Origin of the sequence: Pseudomonas atagonensis (genome assembly GCF_011369485.1) — a bacterium.
In the GTDB taxonomy this organism is placed as follows: Bacteria; Pseudomonadota; Gammaproteobacteria; order Pseudomonadales; family Pseudomonadaceae; genus Aquipseudomonas; species Aquipseudomonas atagonensis.
In genome coordinates this window covers 26,779-47,784 of record NZ_VXCA01000019.1, presented here as the reverse complement: position 1 = coordinate 47,784, position 21,006 = coordinate 26,779, and the positions used below count along the sequence as shown (strand labels likewise).

The 21,006-nt window shown below is 59.6% G+C and carries 18 protein-coding genes, 6 tRNA genes and 1 pseudogene; 17 read left to right on the top strand and 8 right to left on the bottom strand.

Going from position 1 to position 21,006, the window contains the following annotated elements; all coding sequences use genetic code 11:
- Window positions 1–109: 109 nt before the first annotated feature.
- Both F2P67_RS28105 and F2P67_RS28100 read left to right on the top strand, forming a co-directional pair.
- Window positions 110–1,219: pseudogene (locus F2P67_RS28105) on the top strand (HAMP domain-containing protein); the annotation flags it as partial.
- Window positions 1,196–2,077, top strand: a complete 882-nt coding sequence (locus F2P67_RS28100; protein ID WP_425511024.1) for a methyl-accepting chemotaxis protein — start codon at window positions 1,196–1,198, stop codon at window positions 2,075–2,077. The pseudogene F2P67_RS28105 and the gene F2P67_RS28100, both read left to right, overlap by 24 nt.
- A gap of 334 nt (window positions 2,078–2,411) precedes the next feature.
- On the opposite strand, the gene F2P67_RS13780 is transcribed toward F2P67_RS28100, so the two are convergent.
- Window positions 2,412–3,170: a hypothetical protein gene (locus F2P67_RS13780; RefSeq protein WP_178120929.1), complete on the bottom strand. Its 759-nt coding sequence runs from the start codon at window positions 3,168–3,170 to the stop codon at window positions 2,412–2,414.
- 383 nt (window positions 3,171–3,553) lie between these two features.
- On the opposite strand from F2P67_RS13780, the gene F2P67_RS13775 reads away from it, so the two are divergent.
- From F2P67_RS13775 to F2P67_RS13750, 6 genes are all read left to right on the top strand, one after another.
- Window positions 3,554–3,629: transfer RNA gene (locus F2P67_RS13775), tRNA-Glu, on the top strand.
- 2 nt (window positions 3,630–3,631) lie between these two features.
- Window positions 3,632–3,707, top strand: a tRNA-Gly gene (locus F2P67_RS13770).
- A 104-nt stretch (window positions 3,708–3,811) separates the two neighbouring features.
- Window positions 3,812–3,887: transfer RNA gene (locus tag F2P67_RS13765), tRNA-Glu, on the top strand.
- Between the two features lie 3 nt (window positions 3,888–3,890).
- Window positions 3,891–3,966 (top strand) — tRNA-Gly (locus F2P67_RS13760).
- 54 nt (window positions 3,967–4,020) lie between these two features.
- Window positions 4,021–4,096 (top strand) — tRNA-Glu (locus F2P67_RS13755).
- Window positions 4,097–4,098: 2 nt separating this feature from the next.
- A tRNA-Gly gene (locus F2P67_RS13750) sits at window positions 4,099–4,174 on the top strand.
- Between the two features lie 136 nt (window positions 4,175–4,310).
- On the opposite strand, the gene F2P67_RS13745 is transcribed toward F2P67_RS13750, so the two are convergent.
- The 4 genes from F2P67_RS13745 to F2P67_RS13730 form a co-directional block, all read right to left on the bottom strand.
- Entirely contained in the window at window positions 4,311–6,050 is a 1,740-nt protein-coding gene (locus tag F2P67_RS13745; protein WP_166220997.1) for a dipeptidase, read from the bottom strand.
- 186 nt (window positions 6,051–6,236) lie between these two features.
- Window positions 6,237–6,875, bottom strand: a complete 639-nt coding sequence (locus tag F2P67_RS13740; RefSeq protein ID WP_166220996.1) for a LysE family translocator — start codon at window positions 6,873–6,875, stop codon at window positions 6,237–6,239.
- A 1-nt stretch (window position 6,876) separates the two neighbouring features.
- Window positions 6,877–7,647 carry a 2OG-Fe(II) oxygenase gene (locus F2P67_RS13735; protein WP_166220995.1) on the bottom strand — a complete coding sequence of 257 codons (771 nt, stop codon included), beginning with the start codon at window positions 7,645–7,647 and terminating at the stop codon, window positions 6,877–6,879.
- Between the two features lie 89 nt (window positions 7,648–7,736).
- Window positions 7,737–8,363, bottom strand: coding sequence for an alanyl-tRNA editing protein (locus F2P67_RS13730; RefSeq protein ID WP_166220994.1), 627 nt, complete (start codon window positions 8,361–8,363; stop codon window positions 7,737–7,739).
- Between the two features lie 90 nt (window positions 8,364–8,453).
- Here F2P67_RS13730 and F2P67_RS13725 point away from each other — a divergent pair, with 90 nt between their 5' ends.
- The gene (locus F2P67_RS13725) at window positions 8,454–9,452 is read left to right on the top strand and encodes a LysR substrate-binding domain-containing protein (protein ID WP_166220993.1); all 999 of its coding nucleotides are present in this window, start codon (window positions 8,454–8,456) and stop codon (window positions 9,450–9,452) included.
- Between the two features lie 62 nt (window positions 9,453–9,514).
- Here the strand turns inward: F2P67_RS13725 and F2P67_RS13720 are convergent, their stop codons facing one another.
- Complete coding sequence (locus tag F2P67_RS13720) at window positions 9,515–9,922, bottom strand: PA2817 family protein (RefSeq protein WP_007950758.1); 408 nt, start codon at window positions 9,920–9,922, stop codon at window positions 9,515–9,517.
- Window positions 9,923–10,010: 88 nt separating this feature from the next.
- Window positions 10,011–12,458, bottom strand: coding sequence for an acyl-CoA dehydrogenase (locus F2P67_RS13715; protein WP_166220992.1), 2,448 nt, complete (start codon window positions 12,456–12,458; stop codon window positions 10,011–10,013).
- Window positions 12,459–12,707: 249 nt separating this feature from the next.
- Between F2P67_RS13715 and F2P67_RS13710 the strand changes: the two genes are divergently transcribed.
- The 4 genes from F2P67_RS13710 (at window position 12,708) to F2P67_RS13695 (ending at window position 15,879) form a co-directional block, all read left to right on the top strand.
- Complete coding sequence (locus tag F2P67_RS13710; RefSeq protein ID WP_166220991.1) at window positions 12,708–13,379, top strand: transglutaminase-like domain-containing protein; 672 nt, start codon at window positions 12,708–12,710, stop codon at window positions 13,377–13,379.
- A gap of 44 nt (window positions 13,380–13,423) precedes the next feature.
- A complete protein-coding gene (locus F2P67_RS13705; RefSeq protein WP_166220990.1) occupies window positions 13,424–14,047 on the top strand; it encodes a glutathione S-transferase family protein in 624 nt (207 codons plus the stop codon).
- A 123-nt stretch (window positions 14,048–14,170) separates the two neighbouring features.
- The gene (locus tag F2P67_RS13700) at window positions 14,171–15,103 is read left to right on the top strand and encodes an ABC transporter ATP-binding protein (protein ID WP_166220989.1); all 933 of its coding nucleotides are present in this window, start codon (window positions 14,171–14,173) and stop codon (window positions 15,101–15,103) included.
- Window positions 15,100–15,879 (top strand): ABC transporter permease, encoded by a 780-nt coding sequence (locus F2P67_RS13695; protein WP_166220988.1) that lies wholly within the window; start codon window positions 15,100–15,102, stop codon window positions 15,877–15,879. The genes F2P67_RS13700 and F2P67_RS13695 overlap by 4 nt, the downstream gene beginning before the upstream one ends.
- Window positions 15,880–15,943: 64 nt before the next feature.
- Here the strand turns inward: F2P67_RS13695 and F2P67_RS13690 are convergent, their stop codons facing one another.
- Window positions 15,944–16,462, bottom strand: a complete 519-nt coding sequence (locus F2P67_RS13690) for a DUF2062 domain-containing protein (RefSeq protein WP_166220987.1) — start codon at window positions 16,460–16,462, stop codon at window positions 15,944–15,946.
- Between the two features lie 136 nt (window positions 16,463–16,598).
- On the opposite strand from F2P67_RS13690, the gene F2P67_RS13685 reads away from it, so the two are divergent.
- From F2P67_RS13685 to lpxK, 4 genes are all read left to right on the top strand, one after another.
- Window positions 16,599–18,833 (top strand): DNA internalization-related competence protein ComEC/Rec2, encoded by a 2,235-nt coding sequence (locus tag F2P67_RS13685; RefSeq protein WP_166220986.1) that lies wholly within the window; start codon window positions 16,599–16,601, stop codon window positions 18,831–18,833.
- 101 nt (window positions 18,834–18,934) lie between these two features.
- Window positions 18,935–19,570: a MotA/TolQ/ExbB proton channel family protein gene (locus tag F2P67_RS13680; RefSeq protein ID WP_016771007.1), complete on the top strand. Its 636-nt coding sequence runs from the start codon at window positions 18,935–18,937 to the stop codon at window positions 19,568–19,570.
- A complete protein-coding gene (locus tag F2P67_RS13675) occupies window positions 19,567–19,995 on the top strand; it encodes a biopolymer transporter ExbD (protein WP_166220985.1) in 429 nt (142 codons plus the stop codon). Before F2P67_RS13680 ends, F2P67_RS13675 begins: the two co-directional genes overlap by 4 nt.
- A complete protein-coding gene (gene lpxK / locus F2P67_RS13670) occupies window positions 19,995–21,005 on the top strand; it encodes a tetraacyldisaccharide 4'-kinase (RefSeq protein ID WP_166220984.1) in 1,011 nt (336 codons plus the stop codon). Before F2P67_RS13675 ends, lpxK begins: the two co-directional genes overlap by 1 nt.
- The last annotated feature ends 1 nt before the right edge of the window (window position 21,006 follow it).

Below are 21,006 nucleotides of genomic sequence, written 5' to 3'. Positions count from 1 at the left end.
AAAGCGACGCGAACGTAGCTTTTTGCCATTATTCCGACGCCAGAGACTTGTGCTGGTTAGTGGCCGTTGCGAATCTTCGTCAACAGACTTTGGCAGGGGACTACGCGCAATGATTTCGGCCGTGCAAGGACGTTTTGCCAACCTCGGTATGGCGAAAAAACTGGGTATCGGGTTTGTGCTGGTGCTGCTGTTGACGGCGCTGGTCGCGGCCATTGGCGTCTGGTCCCTGCAGACCATCAGTCAGCGCTTCGACGGCCTCAAGCAGATGTCGTCGCTCAACAGCGGATTGCTCAAAGTGCGCCTGCTGGAACAGGAATATGCCTTGCGCGGTAACCCGAAAACCGCGGATGCCCTGCGCGAAGGGGTCGATGGGCTGATCGCCCAGGCCAACGAACTCAAGGCTCAGTCACCGGCCAATGTGCCGGTGATGACCGATGTCGAGCAGTCGCTGGACGCCTATCGCAAGGCGTTCGATGAGTTCGTGTCGCTGACGCAGGCCAAGGATCTGGCACTGGAAATGGCCAGTTGGTCGGTCTCCAGCGTCGCCAACAACCTCGATGTGCTGCAGGCCGGGCTGGCCGATGATGGCGCGTATACGCTGAAAGACACCGAGGGCAAGGACGGTGCGCAGTTCATTGAACAGGCCGGTCAGGTCAGCCAGGTTTCGCGGTTGATGCTGCAAGCCATGAACGAGGCGCGGATTCGTCTTGACCAGAGTCGCAAGGGCGATGCCGAGAGCGCCGGCAAGGGCAACATCGAGCAGGCCGCGCAGGCACAGACTCAGGCCGAGGCGCTGAAATCCACGGTCAAGGACGAAGGCTATCTGACGGTGCTCAACGAAGTGTCGGGGCACATTGCCGGTTTCAATGACAAACTTGCCGAGTACACCGGGTTGCTGGCCCAGGAAAAAACCGTCTACGAACAACTGCACCAGCGTGCCGCGCAGGTGGTGGAGCGGGTGGATCAGGCCTATGCCGCTGAAGACAGCGCCATGCAGGCAGAGCTGAAAAAGAACTCGGTGTTGATCATTGGCTCATCGGCCCTGGCCTTGTTGGTCGGGTTGATCGCCGCTTGGCTGATCACTCGCCTGATCGTCGCGCCCCTGCGCAGTGTGATTCAGGTGGCGCAGCAGATTGCCGCCGGTGATTTGAGTGCGACGGTGGACGTGACGCGGCGCGATGAAATCGGTCAATTGATGCTAGCGATGCAGCAGATGGGTGCCGGGCTGAGCCAGATTGTCAGCGGCTTGCAGGCGGGGATCGAGCAGCTGGCGAGTTCGGCGCAATCGCTGTCGGCGGTCACCGAGCAGACCAACCTCGAGGTCAGCAGTCAGAAAGAGGAAACCGAGCAGGTGGCCACGGCCATGAACCAGATGACCGCCACGGTTCACGACGTCGCGCGCAATGCCGAGGAGGCAGCGCTGGCAGCGCAGACTGCCGATGGCAAGGTCGAGAGTGGCCAGCAGGTGGTGCGTCAGAGCATGGCGCGGATCGGGCAACTGGCGGATTCGGCGACGTCGGCGAGTTCGAGCATTGAAAGTCTCAGTGCTGAAATCCAGAACATTGGTACGGTGCTTGAAGTGATCAAGAGTGTGGCCGAGCAGACCAATCTGCTGGCGCTGAATGCGGCGATCGAGGCGGCGCGGGCGGGGGAGCAGGGCAGGGGCTTTGCGGTGGTGGCCGATGAGGTTCGTGCGTTGGCCCGGCGTACGCAGCAGTCGACTGAGGAGATCGAGCGGCTGGTCAGTGCGTTGCGGTCGGCGGCGCATTCGTCAGTGCAGCAGATTCAGAGCAGCGGCGAGTTGGTGAAGCTGGCGGTGAGTGATGCTTTGCAGACCGAGAGTGCGCTGGGGAGTATTGCGGCGGCGGTTTCGTTGATTCAGCAGATGAATCAGCAGATTGCGGCGGCGGCCGAGGAGCAGAGTTCGGTGGCCGAGGAGATTAATCGCAGTGTGACGAGTATTCGCGCGAGTGCGGATCAGTCGTCGATTGCGATGCGCGGGAATGCGGCTTCGAGTATTGAGCTGGCGCAGTTGGGGAGTGAGTTGCGCGGGATGGTTGGGCATTTTCGGCTTTGACGCTTTTGACTTGGCGGCCTTTGGGCCGACCATGTTTTGGGTGGTTGGTGTGAATATCCGTTGCTTCGGNNGATCAAGATCAAGAGCGGTACTCGAGCTAACGCTCATTGTGGTGAGTGGGGCGGCATTCGCCGCGTTTGGGGTGTAGTCATTTTCGCGTGTGCGATGGCGGCTTGGCAGCCGACCAGTCTCTGGCTGGTGAGCCTGCTCAAACTGTGGGAGGGGGCTTGCTCCCGAAGAGGCCGGTTGGGGCTGCGGCTCTCTGCTGGGCTGTGCGAAAATTTTTGCCCCACAAAAAAGCCACCTTTCGGTGGCTTTTCTTCAGCATCTGCAATCAGTCGTAGATGACTTTTTTCTTCCAGTCCGCATCCGCCTCAACATCTTTGAGGCCGGCAGTAAGCTGGTTTTCTTCGCCTTCGACCGGGGCGATTTTGTCCATGACCTGGGCGTTGGCGCGGGCGAGGAGTTTTTCCAGGTATTGCAGTTGTTCGGCGTAGACCTGCGGGTCTTGCTGTTTGCGCAGGTATTGCACGCCGCGTTCGAAGGCGAGGCGGGCCTGGCCGGGCTGGTTTTGCTGGAGGGATTGCTGGCCGAGGTTGTTGAAGAATTCGATGTGCAGCAGGACCAGGATATGGCGGACTTCGCGGATCCAGTGTTTGGCTTCGTTCGGTGGCAGGAAGCCGTCGTGGGCGGCGCGGGTGATCTGGCCGTGGAGGGCTTCGAGCAGGAAGCGGACGTCTTTGGCTTTGGCTTCGGTCAGGATCGGGGCCGGCGGGTTGTTGACCGGGATCGATTCGCCCTGGGCGACCAGTGCGCTGAGTTCAGTGATGCGTGCCTTGGTCGTCGCGCTGGTTTTTTCCAGATTCAGCAGGCGCTGACAGACGTTCAGTTCCAGGCGGGTCAGCAACAGTTTGAGGGCCGGGGTCATGAACTGGCCGGGGAAGGTTTCGGTCAGTTCGCCGCAGCGGCGCAGGCGGTCGTTGAGTTCTACTTTGGTGCGGGCCTTCTCCAGTTTGTTGTTTTCCACCACATGGTTCATGTAGCCAATGGCGATCAGGATTGCGATCCCGGCTACGACGAGCAGGGTGATCATGAGTGGTGTCACCGGTAAGACCTCTTTATAGGGTTCGCATGCGAGTTTAGTGGCTGGGCATTTAGGCGCCTAGCGCCGCTCGACGAGTTGGATCGGCTGGTCAATCTGTATCGGCCGCGTGCTGCTTATATGAATGCTGGCGCTTGATGTGCAGATTGCCATCACTGTGCGGTGGACTATAACGTCTTGGCGAGTGGCGGAATATAGGCGTCAATCGCTGGACGACGGAAATGCCCGAATGGCTGCGTAAAGCAGGTCGAAGTCATTGATTTAAATAAATTTATATCTGGGGGTTGACGACCTCTCAATCCATCCATAGAATGCGCGCCACTTGCAGCGTAAAGCACACAGCGAAACGCGGCAGGGAGTGAATGTTGTAGTGTGTCCCCTTCGTCTAGTGGCCTAGGACACCGCCCTTTCACGGCGGTAACAGGGGTTCGAGTCCCCTAGGGGACGCCAATGCGGGAATAGCTCAGTTGGTAGAGCACGACCTTGCCAAGGTCGGGGTCGCGAGTTCGAGTCTCGTTTCCCGCTCCAATTTTAAACAGCACTGCTTTCGGGCGGGGCTGAGTGAAACCAGAACCCAGTCTTCGGATGCGGATCTGGACACCGAAACACACACCATGTGTTCCGGGTAGCGTGTCCCCTTCGTCTAGTGGCCTAGGACACCGCCCTTTCACGGCGGTAACAGGGGTTCGAGTCCCCTAGGGGACGCCATTTGCGGGAATAGCTCAGTTGGTAGAGCACGACCTTGCCAAGGTCGGGGTCGCGAGTTCGAGTCTCGTTTCCCGCTCCAAATTCGAAAACGCCGCTCAGTGAGCGGCGTTTTTATTAGTGAAAGTTGTAGCCTGTCCCCTTCGTCTAGTGGCCTAGGACACCGCCCTTTCACGGCGGTAACAGGGGTTCGAGTCCCCTAGGGGACGCCATTGCGGGAATAGCTCAGTTGGTAGAGCACGACCTTGCCAAGGTCGGGGTCGCGAGTTCGAGTCTCGTTTCCCGCTCCAAATTCACAAAAACGCCGATCAGTGATGATCGGCGTTTTTGTTTGTGCGTGATTCGTCGATGAAAAAAGGACCTCCGAGGAGGTCCTTCTTTCTGCCTGAACAATGATGGACCGCTGTTGGGCGGCCCATCGAGTTGTCAGAGCTTCGGCAACTGCCCGATACGGCCCATCATTTCAGTGACGATCTGCAGATCCAGCATGAACTGATCAACGGTCTTGAACTCGCCATCGGTATGCCCGGTGTATTTGACTTCAGGTCGTGCCAGACCAAATTGCACGCCATTCGGCAGTTCATGCACCGAGGTCGCACCGGCAGAGGTGCCGAACTCGTGTTTCATGCCGAGGTTTTCCGTGGATACCGCCAGCAGTGCCTTGACCCACTCACCTTCCGGATTGCGGTACATCGGTTCGGCGATCGAATAGTCGAAGGCTACAGCGACGTGGGTCTTCTTGGTCCAGGCGCTAAGCTTGTCGGCGATTTCAGCCTTGAGCTTCTCCGGCGACTTGCCCTTAGGCACGCGCAGGTTGACGGCCAGTTTAAAGGCTTTGTCGTCCTCGCCAACGTAAGTCAGCGAAGTGGTCAGCGGGCCCATGAAGGCGTCGCTGAAGCCTACGCCGAGTTTCTTGCCTTGGTAATCCAGGCCCCAGTTGTCGGCGGCGTAGCGGGCTGCGTCGGTGAATTGGTTGTGTTTGAGGGCGACTTTGCCATCCAGACTGTTGATAAACACCAACATGCGCGCCACCGGGTTAACGCCGGACTCCGGCTCGGAAGAATGCGCGGAAACGCCAGTGACGCTCAGTTTGACGTCCTTGCCGTCAACCTTCGCCGAAACCTGGAAGTCGCCACCATTGGCTTTGGCGTATGCCGTGCCGGCCTTTTGCAGGCTGGCTGCCAGTTCGGCAGGCTTGTCGGTCACCAGCGTGACAACAGACACCGACGGAATCTGGTTGGTCGCCAGGCCGCCGGTCATCGCAGTGATTTCCGCACCTTTGCCTTCACCTTTGCGCTTGGCGAAGTTGGCCATGACGGTGCCGTAGCCTTTTTCGGCAATCACAACCGGGTAACCACCATCCAGCGCCATGTTGTAGGCCGGCGTCGGGTTGTGTTCGAAGTAGTAAGGAATTGCGTCGCCAGTGGTTTCTTCGGTGGTATCGACCAGCAGCTTGAAGTTACGTGCCAGCGGCAGTTTTTCCTCCTTGATCACTTTCATCGCATACATCGCGACGACGATGCCGTTCTTGTCGTCCTCGGTGCCGCGACCGTACATGCGGTCGCCGATCAGGGTGACTTTGAATGGGTCGAGTTTGGTGCCGTCCTTGAGCACCCAGTTTTCCGGCGTTACCGGCACCACGTCGGCGTGGGCGTGAATGCCTACGACTTCATCGCCTTTGCCTTCGAGGGAGATTTCGTAGACGCGGTTATCGACGTTGCGGAAGTTCAGATTGAAAGATTCGGCAAGGCTTTTGATCTTGTCGGCAATCTTGATGAATTCCGGATTGTCGTGCTGGGCGACGCCCTCTTTGCGGAACGTCGGAATTTCGACCAGTTCGCGCAGGGTTTCCAGTGCGGCTTTGCCGTACTTGACGCGGGTGTAGAGGCCCAGCAGGCGATGGATTTCGTTCTGCTGTTCGGCAGTCAGGGTTTTGTTGTCGAGAAAAGCGCTGATGGCCGGGCCGAGATTATCGCTTTTGGCGATGTCGCTCTTGGCTAGGCTGCCCAGAAACTCGCGAAAATCCGTGACGCTTTTGTCGTCGAAGGATTTCAGGATGACCGCGCTCTGTTGTGGCGTGATGTTCGCTTGAGCGGCTGTGGTAAACGACGCGAGGCTGGCCAGCATCAGGGTAGCGGCGGCCAGTTGCTTGAGGGAGAAGTCCATTACGGAGGCATTCCTTGGCAGGCAGTTGATAAGAAGTTTCTGTCGGATGTGTCAGAAACGTTTTGCAAACTAACACCCCGAGGGAGTGCCAAGGGAGTCTTGAAACTTGATCTGTCGCACAGAAACGCAAAAGAGGCGCACAAATGAAAAGTCCCGGCAGGGTATGCCGGGACTTTTTTATGCGGGTTACATCGACAACATCAAGCGGCCGGCGAACAGAATCAGGATCACACCCATGCTGCGTTCGAACCAGTGCCCCATGCGCATGAACAACAGGCGCACTTTGTTGCTGGAGAAAAACAGCGCAACGATCACGAACCACAGTGCGTTCACGGCGCACATCCACACGCCGTACAGCGCCTGAATGTGCAGCGGTGTGTTGGCGCTGATGATTGTGGTGAAAATCGCCAGGAAAAACAGCGTCGCTTTCGGGTTGGTGGCATTGGTCAGAAAACCGGTACTGAACGCTTTGAACAGGGTTTGCTCGACCAGTGGTTCGTCGACGGTTTTTTCGCCTTCAAGTGTCGACTTCGGTTTGCTGCGAATCAGGCAGACCCCGAGGTAAAGGATGTAGGCGCCGCCGACCACTTTGGCTACTGTCAGCAGCCACGGCGTGGTGTGCATCAATGCGCCGACGCCGAGCAACGTGTAGAGAACGTGCACGGAAATCCCCGCGCCAATGCCCAGCGCCGTGCAGATTCCCACCCATCGGCCAAAGCGCACGCTCTGGCGAATGGTCACGGCGAAGTCCGGGCCGGGAGCGACGACGGCGAGAAAATGGATGGTGGCCAGCGCCAGAAATTCGCCCAGGTAATTCGAATACATCTCAGCTCCAGAAAGTCAGGGGTGAAGCATTGCCGCGATAGCCGACAAAGAACGAAAGGCTCAAGCGCGGATCCGCCACACCCGGGGTCACCGAATGCATGCAGCGCGAATTGAACATGATGAAATCGCCAGGTTGCGGCCGTACTTCGAGGGTTGGCGGGCCAAGCAACGCCGGGTCGATGCCATAGCTGTCGCCACGCATCTCGTCGAACTGATCCGGGGAAATATCGTCGTCCCACATCTGCAACGCGCCGCCCTCGGTCGGCATGTTCAGGTACACGTTGCAGGCGAACTGCGCCTCCAGGCTGCGCGCCTGAAAACTGTCTGGCGCGTCCTTGGCGAAAATGTCGTGATGGGCGAGGAAGCACACCCCCGGTTTCACCACGCGTGACAGGCCGACGTACATTTTGCGGCCGTAGAGGTTTTCCAGGTGTGCACCGGCCGGCCAGGATTCATCGAGCATGCAGCGCAAGGTGTCGATCGGCGAGGAGTAGGGCGCACAGCGATTGCGCAATTCGGCAATGTTGCTGGTGGCGCGTTCGAAATAATCCTCGATCAGCAACGGCTGGTTCTCCGCCTCGTAAAACGCCATGCCGATACGCCCGATACTGGGCGCGTTGATGTAGCCCTCAAAGCCTGGAGCGAGAATCTTGTCGCCAATCTGGATCGCCAGCGGTTCGGGCAAAAAGCCTCTGACGCGGAGGGCGAGGACTTCTTCGTTGGCCAGTTTTTTTATGCACGTCTCATCGAGACGCTCGACGTCTAGCATCATGTTATTTAGGTCCATCTATCGATAGTCAACGGAACCTGCGAGTGCGGTTCCCCGGCGCCGGACGCCGCGCGAGGCAGCGTCCGAAATGCTCAATCCACGCTGTAGTGGACGGACAACGTGCCCTTCTTCTGCGAAAGGGACGCGATCATGACTGTGCCCAGATCCTTCAGGCTGCGTACATGGGTGCCACCACAGCCATAGGCCGGGAGTTCACCGAAACCGATTTCCCGCGCGCCTTCGCGCAACGAGGTAAGACGTGGCAGATCGTGCTCGATCCACTGGTTGATGCCGTGTTGAACCGTGTCAGCGTCGATTTCCTGCGCGGCATCCCCCGGCTTGAATTGCACACGACCCTCGTCGGGCCAGTGGTGCGCCTTGATCGGCGTCCAGCCCATGGCTTGCACGAAGTGCCCGATCAGGTGGCCGGCTGAATGCATGCGGGTGTTGAAGCAACGACGTTGTTCGTCGACGCGAATACAGGTCATGCCGAGTGGCACCGGGCGGTCGACGAAATGAACGATCCGTTCGGGTTCCTGCACGACGCGCAGCACCTGACTTTCGCCGATCCAGCCGGTATCGCAGGGCTGGCCGCCACCTTGTGGATGAAACAGCGTGGCGCGCAGCACCACGGCAAACTCGTGCTCTTGGGGCGTGCAGTCGAGGACTTCCACATTAGCCTTGAGGTCATCACTATGGAAAAAGAGGCGAAGCGTCATATTCCATGCCCTTATTAAAGTTTCTGTTTTTATTATATGAATCGTGCAATAACGTGATAATCCGTTCAAACATCAAAGGACTTGTGCGCTGTGAGCATCAATCTCCCGCTGCCGCTGCTCGGTGAAATGGCAATCTTCGTCAAGGTCGTCGAGACCGGCAGCTTCTCCGAAGCCGCGCGTCAATTGGGCTCTTCACCCTCGGCGGTCAGTCGCAGCATTTCCCGTCTGGAAAAAGCGCTGGCCACGCGATTGTTGCAGCGCACCACGCGCAAATTGCGCCTGAGCGATGGTGGCGAGGAGGTGTTCAAGCGCTGTCAGGAAATGGTCAGCGCCGCCAAGTCAGTGATGGAAATCAGCGGCCAGTTCACCCATGAAGCGGAAGGCCTGGTGCGGGTCAGCGTGCCGAAAGCGGTGGGGCGCTTTGTGATTCATCCGCATATGCCGGAATTTTTGCGCCGTTATCCCAAAGTCGATGTCGAGCTGCTGCTGGAAGATCGACAAGTCGATCTGATCGACGATCACGTCGATCTGGCGATTCGCATCACCGAGCGGCCGCCTGCCGGACTGGTCGGTCGGCAATTGCTGACCATCGATCATCTGCTCTGTGCCACCCCGCAATACCTGGCCGAACACGGCACGCCGGCGCATCCACATGATTTGCTCAATCACGGCTGTATTTATCTGGGCGAAACCCCGAGCGATGCGCGCTGGAAATTCAAGAAAGGCAGCAAAGCGGTGACGGTCGGCGTGCGAGGTCGATATGCCGCCAACCATACCGGCGTGCGCCTGGGCGCGGTGTTGCAGCACATCGGTATCGGCAGCCTGCCGTATTTCACCGCGCGGTATGCTCTGGAGCAGAAATTGGTGGTGCAGGTGTTACCGGACTGGACATTCCTCGCGTCCTACCACGGCGGGCTTTGGCTGCTGCATTCGCCAACGCGCTACCTGCCGCCGAAGTTGCGGGTGTTTATCGATTATCTGGTGGAGTGCCTGGAGAAAGAGCCGACCCTGAGCAAACCGGGAAAGTCAGTCGAGGCGAGCAACGCCGCGATGGCCTATGAATTGCCCGAGAGCGAAGGGCTGCTTTAACCGCGCCAATAAAAAAGGCCCGCATGGACAACCATGCGGGCCTTTTCATGAGCGCTTGAAAATCAGTGCTTGCTGTCCTGAGCGGACATCGCCAGCAGTTGTTTTTCCTGATTCCAGTCGAACGGCTCATCGTTCTGTTCGGCTTCGTAGCGGCGTTCTTCCAGCGCCTGATACATGTCGATTTCTTCATCAGACAGGTAATGCAGGCAGTCGCCAGCGAAGAACCACAGCAGATCCCGCGGGATCAGGTGAGCAATTTGCGGATAGCGGGTAATCACTTGAGTCAGGATGTCCTGGCCCAGGTATTGGCTTTCGATGGGTTCGATCGGCAGCGACGCCAGCAGTTCGTCAAAGCGCTCCAGGAACAAGGCATGGCTTTCTTCGGGAACCTGATCGGCCTCACCTACGGCGACCAGGATACTGCGCAGGTGGTCGAGCAAAACCAGATGATCGGCAACGACATTGGACACGAGATAAGTCCTCAAGAGCAAAACGGGCGCAGGAGTATAAAGCCCTCGCGCCCGTTTTTCACAAATAACAGCTCTGTGGCTGTCGCACTCAGCGGACTTTACCTTCCGCCTGTTTCAGCTCTTCCTTGTCGAAATCATCGACATCAATCACTTTGCGCCGCGCCGCTTCGGCATCGCGCAGGCTCTGCGCTTCCCCGGGTTGCAACACGCCGGCCTCCAGCGCCGCGTCGATGGCGTGCTCGCCGGCGACCGGTTTGACCTGGCCGCTTTTCAGCGAGGTATGCAGTTTCTTATGCAGTGGTTGCGCGGCGTTCAATTGATCGCAGGCGTGCTGCAATGCGCCGACTGCATCGTCTGCCGATTGTGGGCGGTAGCAGCCGGCGAGCAGTTCCTCCAGCGCCGGATCACCTTTGGCCCGGCCAATTATACCGGCCACTTCTGCGCCGAGTTTGTCCGACGGGCCTTTGTGTCGACGGCCGAACGGGAACACGATGACTCGCAGCAGGCAACCGAACACCTTGTTCGGGAAGTTGCTCAGCAGTTCGTCCAGTGCGCGTTCCGACTGCCCCAGGCTTTCCTCCATCGCCCAGCGGAACAAGGGTTCCATGTACGCCGGCGAATCGAGGTCGTGATAACGCTTGAGCGCCGCAGACGCCAGATACAGATTGCTCAAGACGTCCCCCAGGCGGGCCGACAGGCGTTCGCGGCGTTTCAGCTCGCCACCCAGCAACATCATGCTGAAGTCGGCGAGCATGGCGAACGCCGCTGCCTGACGATTGAGTGCACGGAAGTAGCCCTGGCTGATTTTGTCCCCCGGCGCATGTTCGAAGTGGCCAAACCCTAGGTTCAGCACCAGTGTGCTGGCGGCATTGCTGACGGCAAAACCGATGTGCTTGAGCAGCAGACCGTCGAACTCTTTGAGTGCCTGGTCTTTGTCCTCGCGACCGGCCAGGGCCATTTCCTTGAGCACGAACGGATGGCAACGAATCGCGCCCTGACCGAAGATCATCAGGTTGCGCGAGAGAATGTTCGCGCCTTCCACGGTGATGAAGATCGGCGCTCCGTTCCAGCTGCGCCCCAGGTAGTTGTTCGGGCCCATGATGATCGCCTTGCCGCCATGAACGTCCATGGCGTGGCTGATGCACTCGCGACCGCGTTCGGTGAGGTGGTACTTGAGGATCGCCGACAACACCGACGGTTTTTCGCCCAGATCCACTGCGTTGGCGGTCAGCATGCGCGCGGCGTCCATCATCCAGGCGTTGCCGCCGATGCGCGCCATGGCTTCCTGAATCCCTTCGAATGCCGACAACGGTACGTTGAACTGTTCGCGAATCTGCGCGTACTGCCCGGTGACCAGACTGGTGAACTTGGCTGCACCCGTGCCAACGGCCGGCAGCGAAATCGACCGCCCGACCGACAGGCAATTCATGAGCATCATCCAGCCTTTGCCGAGCATTTCCTGACCGCCGATGAGGAAGTCCAGCGGGATGAATACGTCCTTGCCGGAGTTCGGGCCGTTCATGAACGCCGCCCCCAGGGGCAGATGCCGGCGACCGATTTCAACGCCGGCGGTATCGGTCGGGATCAGCGCCAGGCTGATACCCAGGTCTTCTTTTTCGCCCAGTAGGTGATCCGGGTCATAAGCCTTGAACGCGAGGCCAAGCAGCGTCGCCACCGGGCCGAGGGTGATGTAGCGTTTTTCCCAGTTCAGGCGCAGGCCAAGCACTTCCTGGCCCTCCCATTGACCTTTGCAGATGATCCCGGTGTCGGGCATCGCACCGGCATCGGAACCAGCGAGCGGGCCGGTGAGGGCGAAGCACGGAATATCGTCGCCACGGGCCAGGCGTGGCAGATAGTGATTGCGTTGTTCGTCGGTGCCGTAATGCAGCAGCAGTTCGGCCGGGCCCAGCGAGTTGGGCACCATGACGGTGGAAGCTAGGTCGCCGCTGCGGGTGGCGAGTTTCATCGCCACTTGCGAGTGGGCGTAGGCCGAGAAGCCTTTGCCGCCAAACTCTTTCGGAATGATCAGGGCGAAGAAGCCGTGTTCCTTGATGTGCGTCCAGGCCTCAGGCGGCAAATCCATCGACTGGCCGATCTGCCAGTCAGTGACCATCGCGCAGAGTTCTTCGGTCGGACCGTCGATAAAAGCCTGTTCCTCTTCGCTCAGTTGCACCTTGGGATAGGACAGCAGCTTGTCCCAGTCCGGGCGGCCGCTGAACAGCTCGCCATCCCACCAGACCGTGCCGGCATCGATCGCGTCGCGTTCGGTCTGCGACATCGGTGGCAGGGTTTTCTGGAACCAGTTGAACAGCGGCGCGGTGAAGTGTTTGCGGCGCAGGTCAGGCAACAGCAACGGTGCGGCCACAACCGCCAGCACCACCCAGAAAATCAGCAAAAGCCAGCCTGGCGCGTGACTGAGGATCCCCATCGCCAGCAGGTAAACGGCAACGATGCCCAGCGCGGGCAGCGGCGCGATCCGCCGGTGGGCGAGATACGCCACGCCAATGAACAAAACCAGTATCCACAACAACAGCATATTCAGTCCTCCGTGAACCAAGGCCAATCGACCCTCCAGAGCTTAGACGGCATCTGCAAAACCGGGCGGTCAGAACTTGGTGATTGAAATCGTGGGAAACCCCGGATGGTTTTCGTAGGTTCGGTGGGCAACACGCGTGGGAAATCGTTCGCCGATCCCGCGTCTTTGCGTCCAAGTTTGGCCGAAACGTCGTTATCTCTGTGCTGGAGCTGTCGTTAGACTCGGGACTCAACCAGGAGAACTGTCGTCATGCACGAGTATCTGAGCCCCGGCCGCTTCATCGATAGTGACCACCCGGCAGTGGTGGAGTTCGCCGAGAAACACCGAGGTGCCAGCCGCGACCCGCGCACGCAGGCGATCAATCTGTATTACGCCGTGCGCGAGGCTGTGCGTTACAACATGTACACCTTCAGCCGCGATCCGCAGACCTTGCGCGGCAGCTACGCGCTGGCCGCAGGGGAGAGTTATTGCGTGCCCAAGGCCACGCTGCTGGCCGGTTGTGCGCGGCACTGCGCGATCCCGGCGCGCATCGGTCTGGCGGATGTGAAAAACCATCTGTCGACGCCGCGTCTGCTGGAGCTGCTGAGAAGCGAAGTGTTCGCCATGCACGGCTACACCGAGCTGTTTCTCGACGGGCGCTGGGTGAAGGCGACGCCGGCGTTCAATCAGAAACTCTGCGAGATGTTCAACGTTGCGCCGCTGGAATTCGACGGCATTCACGACAGTGTTTTCCACCCGTACAACAGCGAGGGTGCGCAACTGATGGAGTATCTGGTCGATCACGGCCAGTTCGCCGATGTACCGGAAACCTTCTTCTTCGAGCACCTGCAAAAATGCTATCCGCACCTGTTCAACGATCAGCAGACGCCGCTGTCCGGTGATGTACGCGGTGACGTGCGCAGTGATGTCAGCGGCCGCTGATCCGGCGTATGCTGCTTGGCCACTTCATTTGAAAAGAGGCGGTCATGCTGAAGATCTGGGGACGTAAAAACTCATCGAATGTCAGGAAGCCATTGTGGGCCGCCGAAGAACTTGGCCTGGCTTACGAAGCGATCGATGCCGGTGGTGCGTTCGGTGTGGTCGACACACCCGAGTACCGGGCGATGAACCCGAACGGGCGGGTGCCGGTGATCGAAGATGATGGTTTCGTTCTGTGGGAGTCCAACGCCATCGTTCGTTATCTGCTGGCCAGACATGCGTCGAGCACGGCGTGGTATCCGGCGGATCCGCAAGCACGGGCCATTGCCGATAAGTGGATGGACTGGACCACTTCGAGTTTTGCCGGGCCTTTTCGCACGGTGTTCTGGGGCGTTCTGCGCACCCCCGCCGACAAGCAGGACTGGCCGGCGATCAACGCTGCAATCAAAGAGTGCAACGAGTTGCTGAGCATGGCCGACCAGGCTTTGGCCGGTCAGCCGTACTTGTCCGGCAGTGAAATCGGCATGGGCGACATTCCCCTCGGCAGTTTCATTTATGCCTGGTTCGAGATGCCCATCGAGCGCGCCCCGCAACCGCACTTGCAGGCCTGGTACGAGCGGCTGAAGCTGCGTGCGGCGTATCAAAAAGCAGTCATGACCGCGTTGACTTGATAATAACTATCGACACACTTGACTGTACTTGTGCGGCGGCGGCAAGCACCATTGCGCACTTGCGCTGCGGTTCGATCCATCGCCGCCGTCTCCTTTTATCCCTTCATGGTGCGTAAATCAGATATGAGTTCCGCTCTGTCCATCCGGCAGCTAACCAAAACCTACGGCAACGGGTTCCAGGCCTTGAGTGGTATCGATCTGGACGTCGCCGAAGGTGATTTTTTCGCCTTGCTCGGCCCTAACGGTGCCGGCAAATCCACAACCATCGGCATTCTCTCGACCCTGGTGAACAAGACCAGCGGTACGGTGAATATCTTTGGCAATGACCTGGACAAGAACCCGGCAGCGCTCAAGCGCTCGATCGGCGTGGTGCCCCAGGAATTCAACTTCAACCAGTTTGAAAAGACCTTCGACATCGTCGTGACCCAGGCCGGTTACTACGGCATTCCGGCGAAGATCGCCAAGGAACGCGCCGAGCAGTATCTGACGCAGCTCGGCCTGTGGGACAAGCGCGATGTACCGTCGCGTTCGCTGTCCGGCGGCATGAAGCGCCGTCTGATGATCGCCCGTGCACTGGTGCACGAGCCGCGTCTGCTGATCCTCGACGAACCGACCGCAGGCGTCGACATCGAGCTGCGCCGTTCGATGTGGACGTTCCTCACCGAACTGAACCAGAAAGGCATCACCATCATCCTCACCACGCACTATCTGGAAGAGGCCGAGCAACTGTGCCGCAACATCGGCATCATCGACCACGGCACCATTGTCGAGAACACCAGCATGAAACAGCTGCTGGGCCAGTTGCACGTGGAGACCTTCCTGCTGGACTTGAAGAACGACTTGAACGCCGCGCCGCAATTGATCGGCTACCCCGCCCGCTTGATCGACAGCCATACCCTGGAAGTCCAGGTCGACAAATCCATGGGCATCACGGCGTTGTTTACCCAGTTGGCGCAGCAGAACATTGAAGTGTTGAGCCTGCGCAACAAAACCAATCGCCTCGAGGAGCTGTTCGTGTCTCTGGTGGAGAAAAATCTGTCGAAGGTGGCGGTATGAGTTCCGAATTCCGTCCCAACCTTGTCGCGCTGAACACCATCATTTACCGCGAGGTCAAACGCTTCACGCGGATATGGCCGCAAACCTTGCTGCCGCCGGCGATCACCATGGTTTTGTACTTCGTGATCTTCGGCAACCTGATCGGCCGGCAGATCGGCGACATGGGTGGCTTCACCTACATGGAGTACATCGTGCCGGGGCTGATCATGATGTCGGTGATCACCAACTCGTACGGCAACGTGGTCTCAAGCTTCTTTGGCAGCAAGTTCCAGCGCTCGATCGAGGAGCTGATGGTCTCGCCGGTCTCGCCGCACACGATTCTGATCGGCTACACCTGTGGCGGCGTGCTGCGTGGTTTGATGGTTGGTGTGATCGTGACGATTCTGTCGCTGTTCTTCACCCATTTGCAGGTGCATCACCTGGGCGTGACCATTCTGGTGGTCGTGCTGACGGCGACGATCTTCTCGCTGCTGGGCTTCATCAACGCTGTGTTTGCGCGCAACTTCGATGACATTTCGATCATCCCGACGTTTGTACTGACACCGCTGACCTACCTGGGAGGGGTGTTTTACTCGATCACATTGCTGCCACCGTTCTGGCAGACCGTGTCGCTGGCCAACCCGGTGCTGCACATGGTCAATGCCTTCCGTTACGGCATTCTGGGCGTGTCGGATATTCGCATCGGGATTGCGATCACCTTCATGCTGGTGGCAACGGTGGTGCTGTACTTCGGTTGCGCACGGTTGCTGGTGAGTGGGCGCGGGATGCGTACTTGACGCCATACCGCACGAACACTGACAGCACAAAAAAACGGCCTCCATTGCGGAGGCCGTTTTGCATTCACGACATTCGGTTTTTCTTGCGCCGCGCCCACTGCCGCGCCACCCACCAGCGCCAATACAGCATCACCGCAAAGTAGGCGAGGGCGCCGAGTACCAGCCCGCACACTACCGAGCCCAGCAGAAACGGTTGCCACAAGGTCGACAGTTCACCGCTGATCCATTCCCACGTCAACTCGTCCGGCAGGTGCCGCGCGGGGACGTCCATCAGCCACGCCCCGGCCTGATAGGTGCAGAAAAATACCGCCGGCATGGTAATCGGATTGGTCAGCCACACCAGGCTCACCGCAATCGGCATGTTGCCGCGCACGGTGATGGCCAGCGCTGCCGCCACCAGCATTTGCGCCGGAATCGGCAGAAAAGCCGCGAACAGACCCACCGCCATCGCCCGGGCGACCGAGTGGCGATTGAGGTGCCAGAGGTTCGGGTCATGCAGCAACTTGCCGAGAAAGCGTAAGGATTTGTGTTCCCTGATGCTCGTCGGATCGGGCATGTAACGTTTGAATAAGCGCCGGGGCATAAGGCTTCTCGGTCGGTTAAGGCGGCAAGTATGTCTGGATTCTACGAACCGCCCATTCAGACTTTGTGACAATTGTTGACGACGCTCGTGCCCGACACCCGCTATGCCTAGGGAAGGAACTCTCAAGGACGGGCTTATGCGCACAGGGATGATGGCGCTGGCAGTCGGTCTGCTGGTTCCGGTTTTTATGCCGGCGTTACCGCCGGTCTGGTTAATGCTGTTGCTGCCAGTCGTGGCTTTGATCCTGCTGCCGTTTCGCAGTTATCCGCTGGCGCTGTTGTTGTTCGGTTTCACGTGGGCCAGCGTCAGTGCGCAATGGGCGTTGAACGATCGGCTGCCCGTTGAGCTGGATGGCGAAACCCGCTGGGTCGAAGGGCGGGTGATCGGTCTGCCGCAAAGCAGCGATGGCGTAGTGCGCTTCGAACTTGCAGATGCGCGCTCGCGGCACGAAACGCTGCCGACATTGATGCGCCTGGCCTGGTACGCCGGGCCGCCGGTCAACAGCGGCGAGCGCTGGCGTCTGGCGGTCAAACTCAAGCGTCCCGCGGGCTTGCTCAATCCTGACGCGTTCGACTACGAAGCCTGGCTACTGGCGCAACGCATCGGCGCAACCGGCACGATCAAGGATGGCGAGCGCCTGACACCGGCGCGCGGTGCCTGGCGTGATGGCATTCGCCAGCGACTGCTGGCCGTGGATGCACAGGGTCGGGGCGGTGCGCTGGCTGCGTTAGTGCTGGGTGACGGTTCGGGGCTCAGCCGTGAGGACTGGCAGATTCTGCAGGACACCGGCACCGTGCACTTGCTGGTGATTTCCGGCCAACACATCGGCCTGTTGGCGGCGGTGATGTATCTGCTGGTCGCCGGATTGGCGCGTTTTGGGCTGTGGCCGTTGCGCTGGCCGTGGTTGCCGTGGGCCTGTGGGCTGGCGTTCGCGGCGGCGCTCGGCTACGGATTACTCGCCGGATTCGATGTGCCGGTGCAGCGCGCCTGTGTGATGGTCGGGTTGGTGTTGTTATGGCGATTGCGTTTCCGTCATCTTGGGGCGTGGTGGCCACTGCTGCTGGCGTTCAACGCCGTGTTGTTGCTGGATCCACTGGTCAGCTTGCGTCCCGGTTTCTGGTTGTCGTTCGCCGCGGTGGCGGTGCTGATTTTCACCTTTGGCGGTCGCCTCGGGGCGTGGCGTTGGTGGCAGACCTGGACGCGGGCGCAATGGTTGATCGCGATCGGTTTGTGCCCGGTGCTGCTGGCGCTGAATTTGCCGATCAGTCTGAGCGGGCCGCTGGCGAATTTGCTCGCCGTGCCGTGGGTCAGTCTGGTGGTGCTGCCGCCCGCGTTGCTCGGCACGCTGTTGTTGCCGCTGCCCTATGTCGGCGAAGGTTTATTGTGGCTGGCCGGTGGCTTGATCGATTGGCTGTTTCAAGGACTGGCGGTGATTGCCGGGCAATGGCCAGCGTGGGTGGCTGCGTCGATTCCGAGTGGGGTCTGGGGACTTGGCTGTCTCGGTGCAGTGTTATTGTTGCTGCCGCGCGGCCTGCCCATGCGTCCGCTGGGTTGGCCGTTGTTGCTGATCCTCGCTGTGCCGCCCCGAGAACGCTTGAATGAAGGACTTGCCGATGTCTGGCAACTGGATGTCGGGCAAGGTCTGGCGATTCTGATTCGCACCCGTCACCACACCCTGCTTTACGACGCCGGGCCGCGTTTCGGTGATTTCGATCTGGGTCAAAGGGTGGTGCTGCCGGCGTTGCGCAAACTGCGTGTCGAGCGACTGGATCTGATGCTGCTCAGCCATGCGGATGCAGACCACGCTGGCGGTGCACTGGCGGTTGCACGCGGTTTACCGGTCAGTCGAGTCATCAGCGGCGATCCGCCGGGACTGCCAGCGGAATTGAATGCCGAAGCCTGCGCAAGCGGCCAGCAATGGCAGTGGGACGGCGTCCGCTTCCAGCTCTGGCAATGGGCGGATGCCGACGACAGCAATCAGCGCTCCTGCGTATTGCAGATCGAAGCCAATGGCGAACGCCTGCTGCTGACCGGTGATATCGACACTCACGCCGAACAGGTCCTGCTCGACAGCCCGCTGGCGGTGCCCACGCATTGGCTGCAAGCGCCGCATCACGGCAGTCGCAGTTCCTCGTCGATGGCTTTGCTCAAAGCCCTGAAACCCGAAGCCGTGCTGATTTCCCGAGGGCAGGGCAATTCCTTCGGTCATCCGCACCCGACGGTGCTCGCTCGTTACCGAAAGCAGGGTCTGCGCATTTACGACAGCGCCGAGCAGGGCGCCATTCATCTGCAACTGGGACGCTTCAAACCACCGTGGACGATGCGCCAGCAGCGGCGTTTCTGGCGCGATCCGCCGGCGCCCGCCCGTTGATCGGCAGGAGCAGAAATGCTCTATCACGGTCGTCGGGGAGTCGGGACTCAACGTTTACCCTATATGGTAAAGTGGCGCACTTTTTCGAGGGGACTGTCACTGTGTGGGAATTGGTCAAATCCGGCGGCTGGATGATGTTGCCGATCATTCTGAGTTCCATCGCGGCCATGGCGATTGTCGCCGAGCGCCTGTGGACCCTGCGCGCCAGTCGCGTCACCCCCGAGCATTTGCTGGGTCAGGTCTGGGTCTGGATCAAGGACAAACAGCTGAATAAAGAAAAACTCAAGGAGTTGCGTGCCAATTCGCCGCTGGGGGAAATCCTCGCTGCCGGCCTGGCCAACTCCAAGCATGGTCGCGAGATCATGAAAGAGTGCATTGAAGAGGCCGCCGCCCGGGTCATTCACGAACTCGAGCGCTACATCAATGCACTTGGCACCATTGCCGCGATGGCGCCGTTGCTGGGCCTGCTCGGCACCGTGCTGGGCATGATCGATATTTTCAGTGCATTCACCGGTTCCGGCATGACCACTAACGCCTCGGTACTGGCCGGTGGTATCTCCAAGGCGCTGATCACCACGGCGGCGGGCCTGATGGTCGGTATTCCGGCGGTGTTCTTCCACCGGTTCCTGCAACGGCGCATTGATGAGCTGGTGGTCGGTATGGAGCAGGAAGCGATCAAACTGGTTGAAGTGGTGCAGGGCGACCGTGACGTCGATCTGGCCGAGGGCAAAGCGTGAAATTTCGTCGCAAGCCTCGGGAAACGGTAGACATCAACCTCGCGTCGCTGATCGACGTGGTGTTCATTTTGCTGCTGTTTTTTGTCGTGACCACCACATTCACCCGCGAAACCCAGTTGCGTGTCGATTTGCCGGAGTCGGTCAGCGGCTCGCCGGCCGAAGATCAGCAGCTCAAGCAGATTGATGTGGCCATCAGCGCTGAAGGCGTGTTTTCGGTGAACAACAAGATTCTGCCGAAAAACGATCTGGCGACCCTGATGGAAGCCATGCAGAAAGAGTCCAACGGCGATACCAACATGCCGTTGTCGATCAGTGCTGATGGCAAGACTCAGCATCAATCCGTGATCACCGCCATGGACGCGGCCGGCAAGCTCGGTTTCAGCCATCTGCGCATGACCACGGTCGAGGCGGCGCCCAAATCCTGATGAGCCTGTCCGATCGTTTGCTCGCCGCGTGGTATCAGGGGCATCCGGCCCTGACGCTGCTGCGGCCGCTGGAATGGTTGTACCGCCGGGTGGTGGTCAAAAAACGCCGGCGCTTTCTCGAGGGCGAAGGCCAGATCTATCAGCCACCGGTGCCGCTGATCGTGGTCGGCAACATCACCGTGGGCGGCACTGGCAAGACGCCGATGATTCTCTGGTTGATCGAACATTGCCGACGCCGTGGTTTGCGTGTTGGCGTGGTCAGCCGTGGCTACGGTGCCAAACCGGCGCAATTGCCGTGGCGGGTCGAGGCCGAGCAGAGCGCCGATATTGCCGGCGACGAACCGCTGTTGATCGTCCAGCGCACCGGCGTGCCGCTGATGATCGACCCTGATCGCAGCGCAGCGGTCAAAGCCTTGATCGCCAGCGAACCGCTGGATCTGATTCTGTCCGATGACGGCATGCAACATTATCGTCTGGCCCGTGATCTGGAACTGGTGTTGATCGACGCCGCCCGTGGCCTCGGCAATAAACGTTGTTTGCCGGCAGGGCCGTTGCGCGAGCCGATCGAGCGTCTGCAAAGCGTCGACGGTGTGCTGTTCAATGGCGCCAGCGAGGATCGCGACGACGGTTTCGCTTTCCGTCTGCAACCCACGGCGCTGGTCAACCTGCTCAGCGGCGAGCGCCAGTCGCTCGAACATTTTGCGCCGGGGCAGCGCGTGCACGCGGTGGCCGGGATCGGCAACCCGCAACGTTTCTTCAATACCCTCGAAGCGCTAGACTGGCGGCCGGTTCCGCATGCATTTGCCGACCACGCCGAATACAGCGTGCAGGCCTTGAATTTCACACCGTCATTGCCGTTGGTGATGACCGAAAAGGACGCGGTGAAGTGCCGTGCCTTCGCGGCTGCCGACTGGTGGTATCTGGCGGTCGATGCCGTGCCGTCGCCGGCCTTCGTGGCCTGGTTCGACACACAGTTGATGCGCCTGTTACCGGATCGTGTTTTGCCTTAAC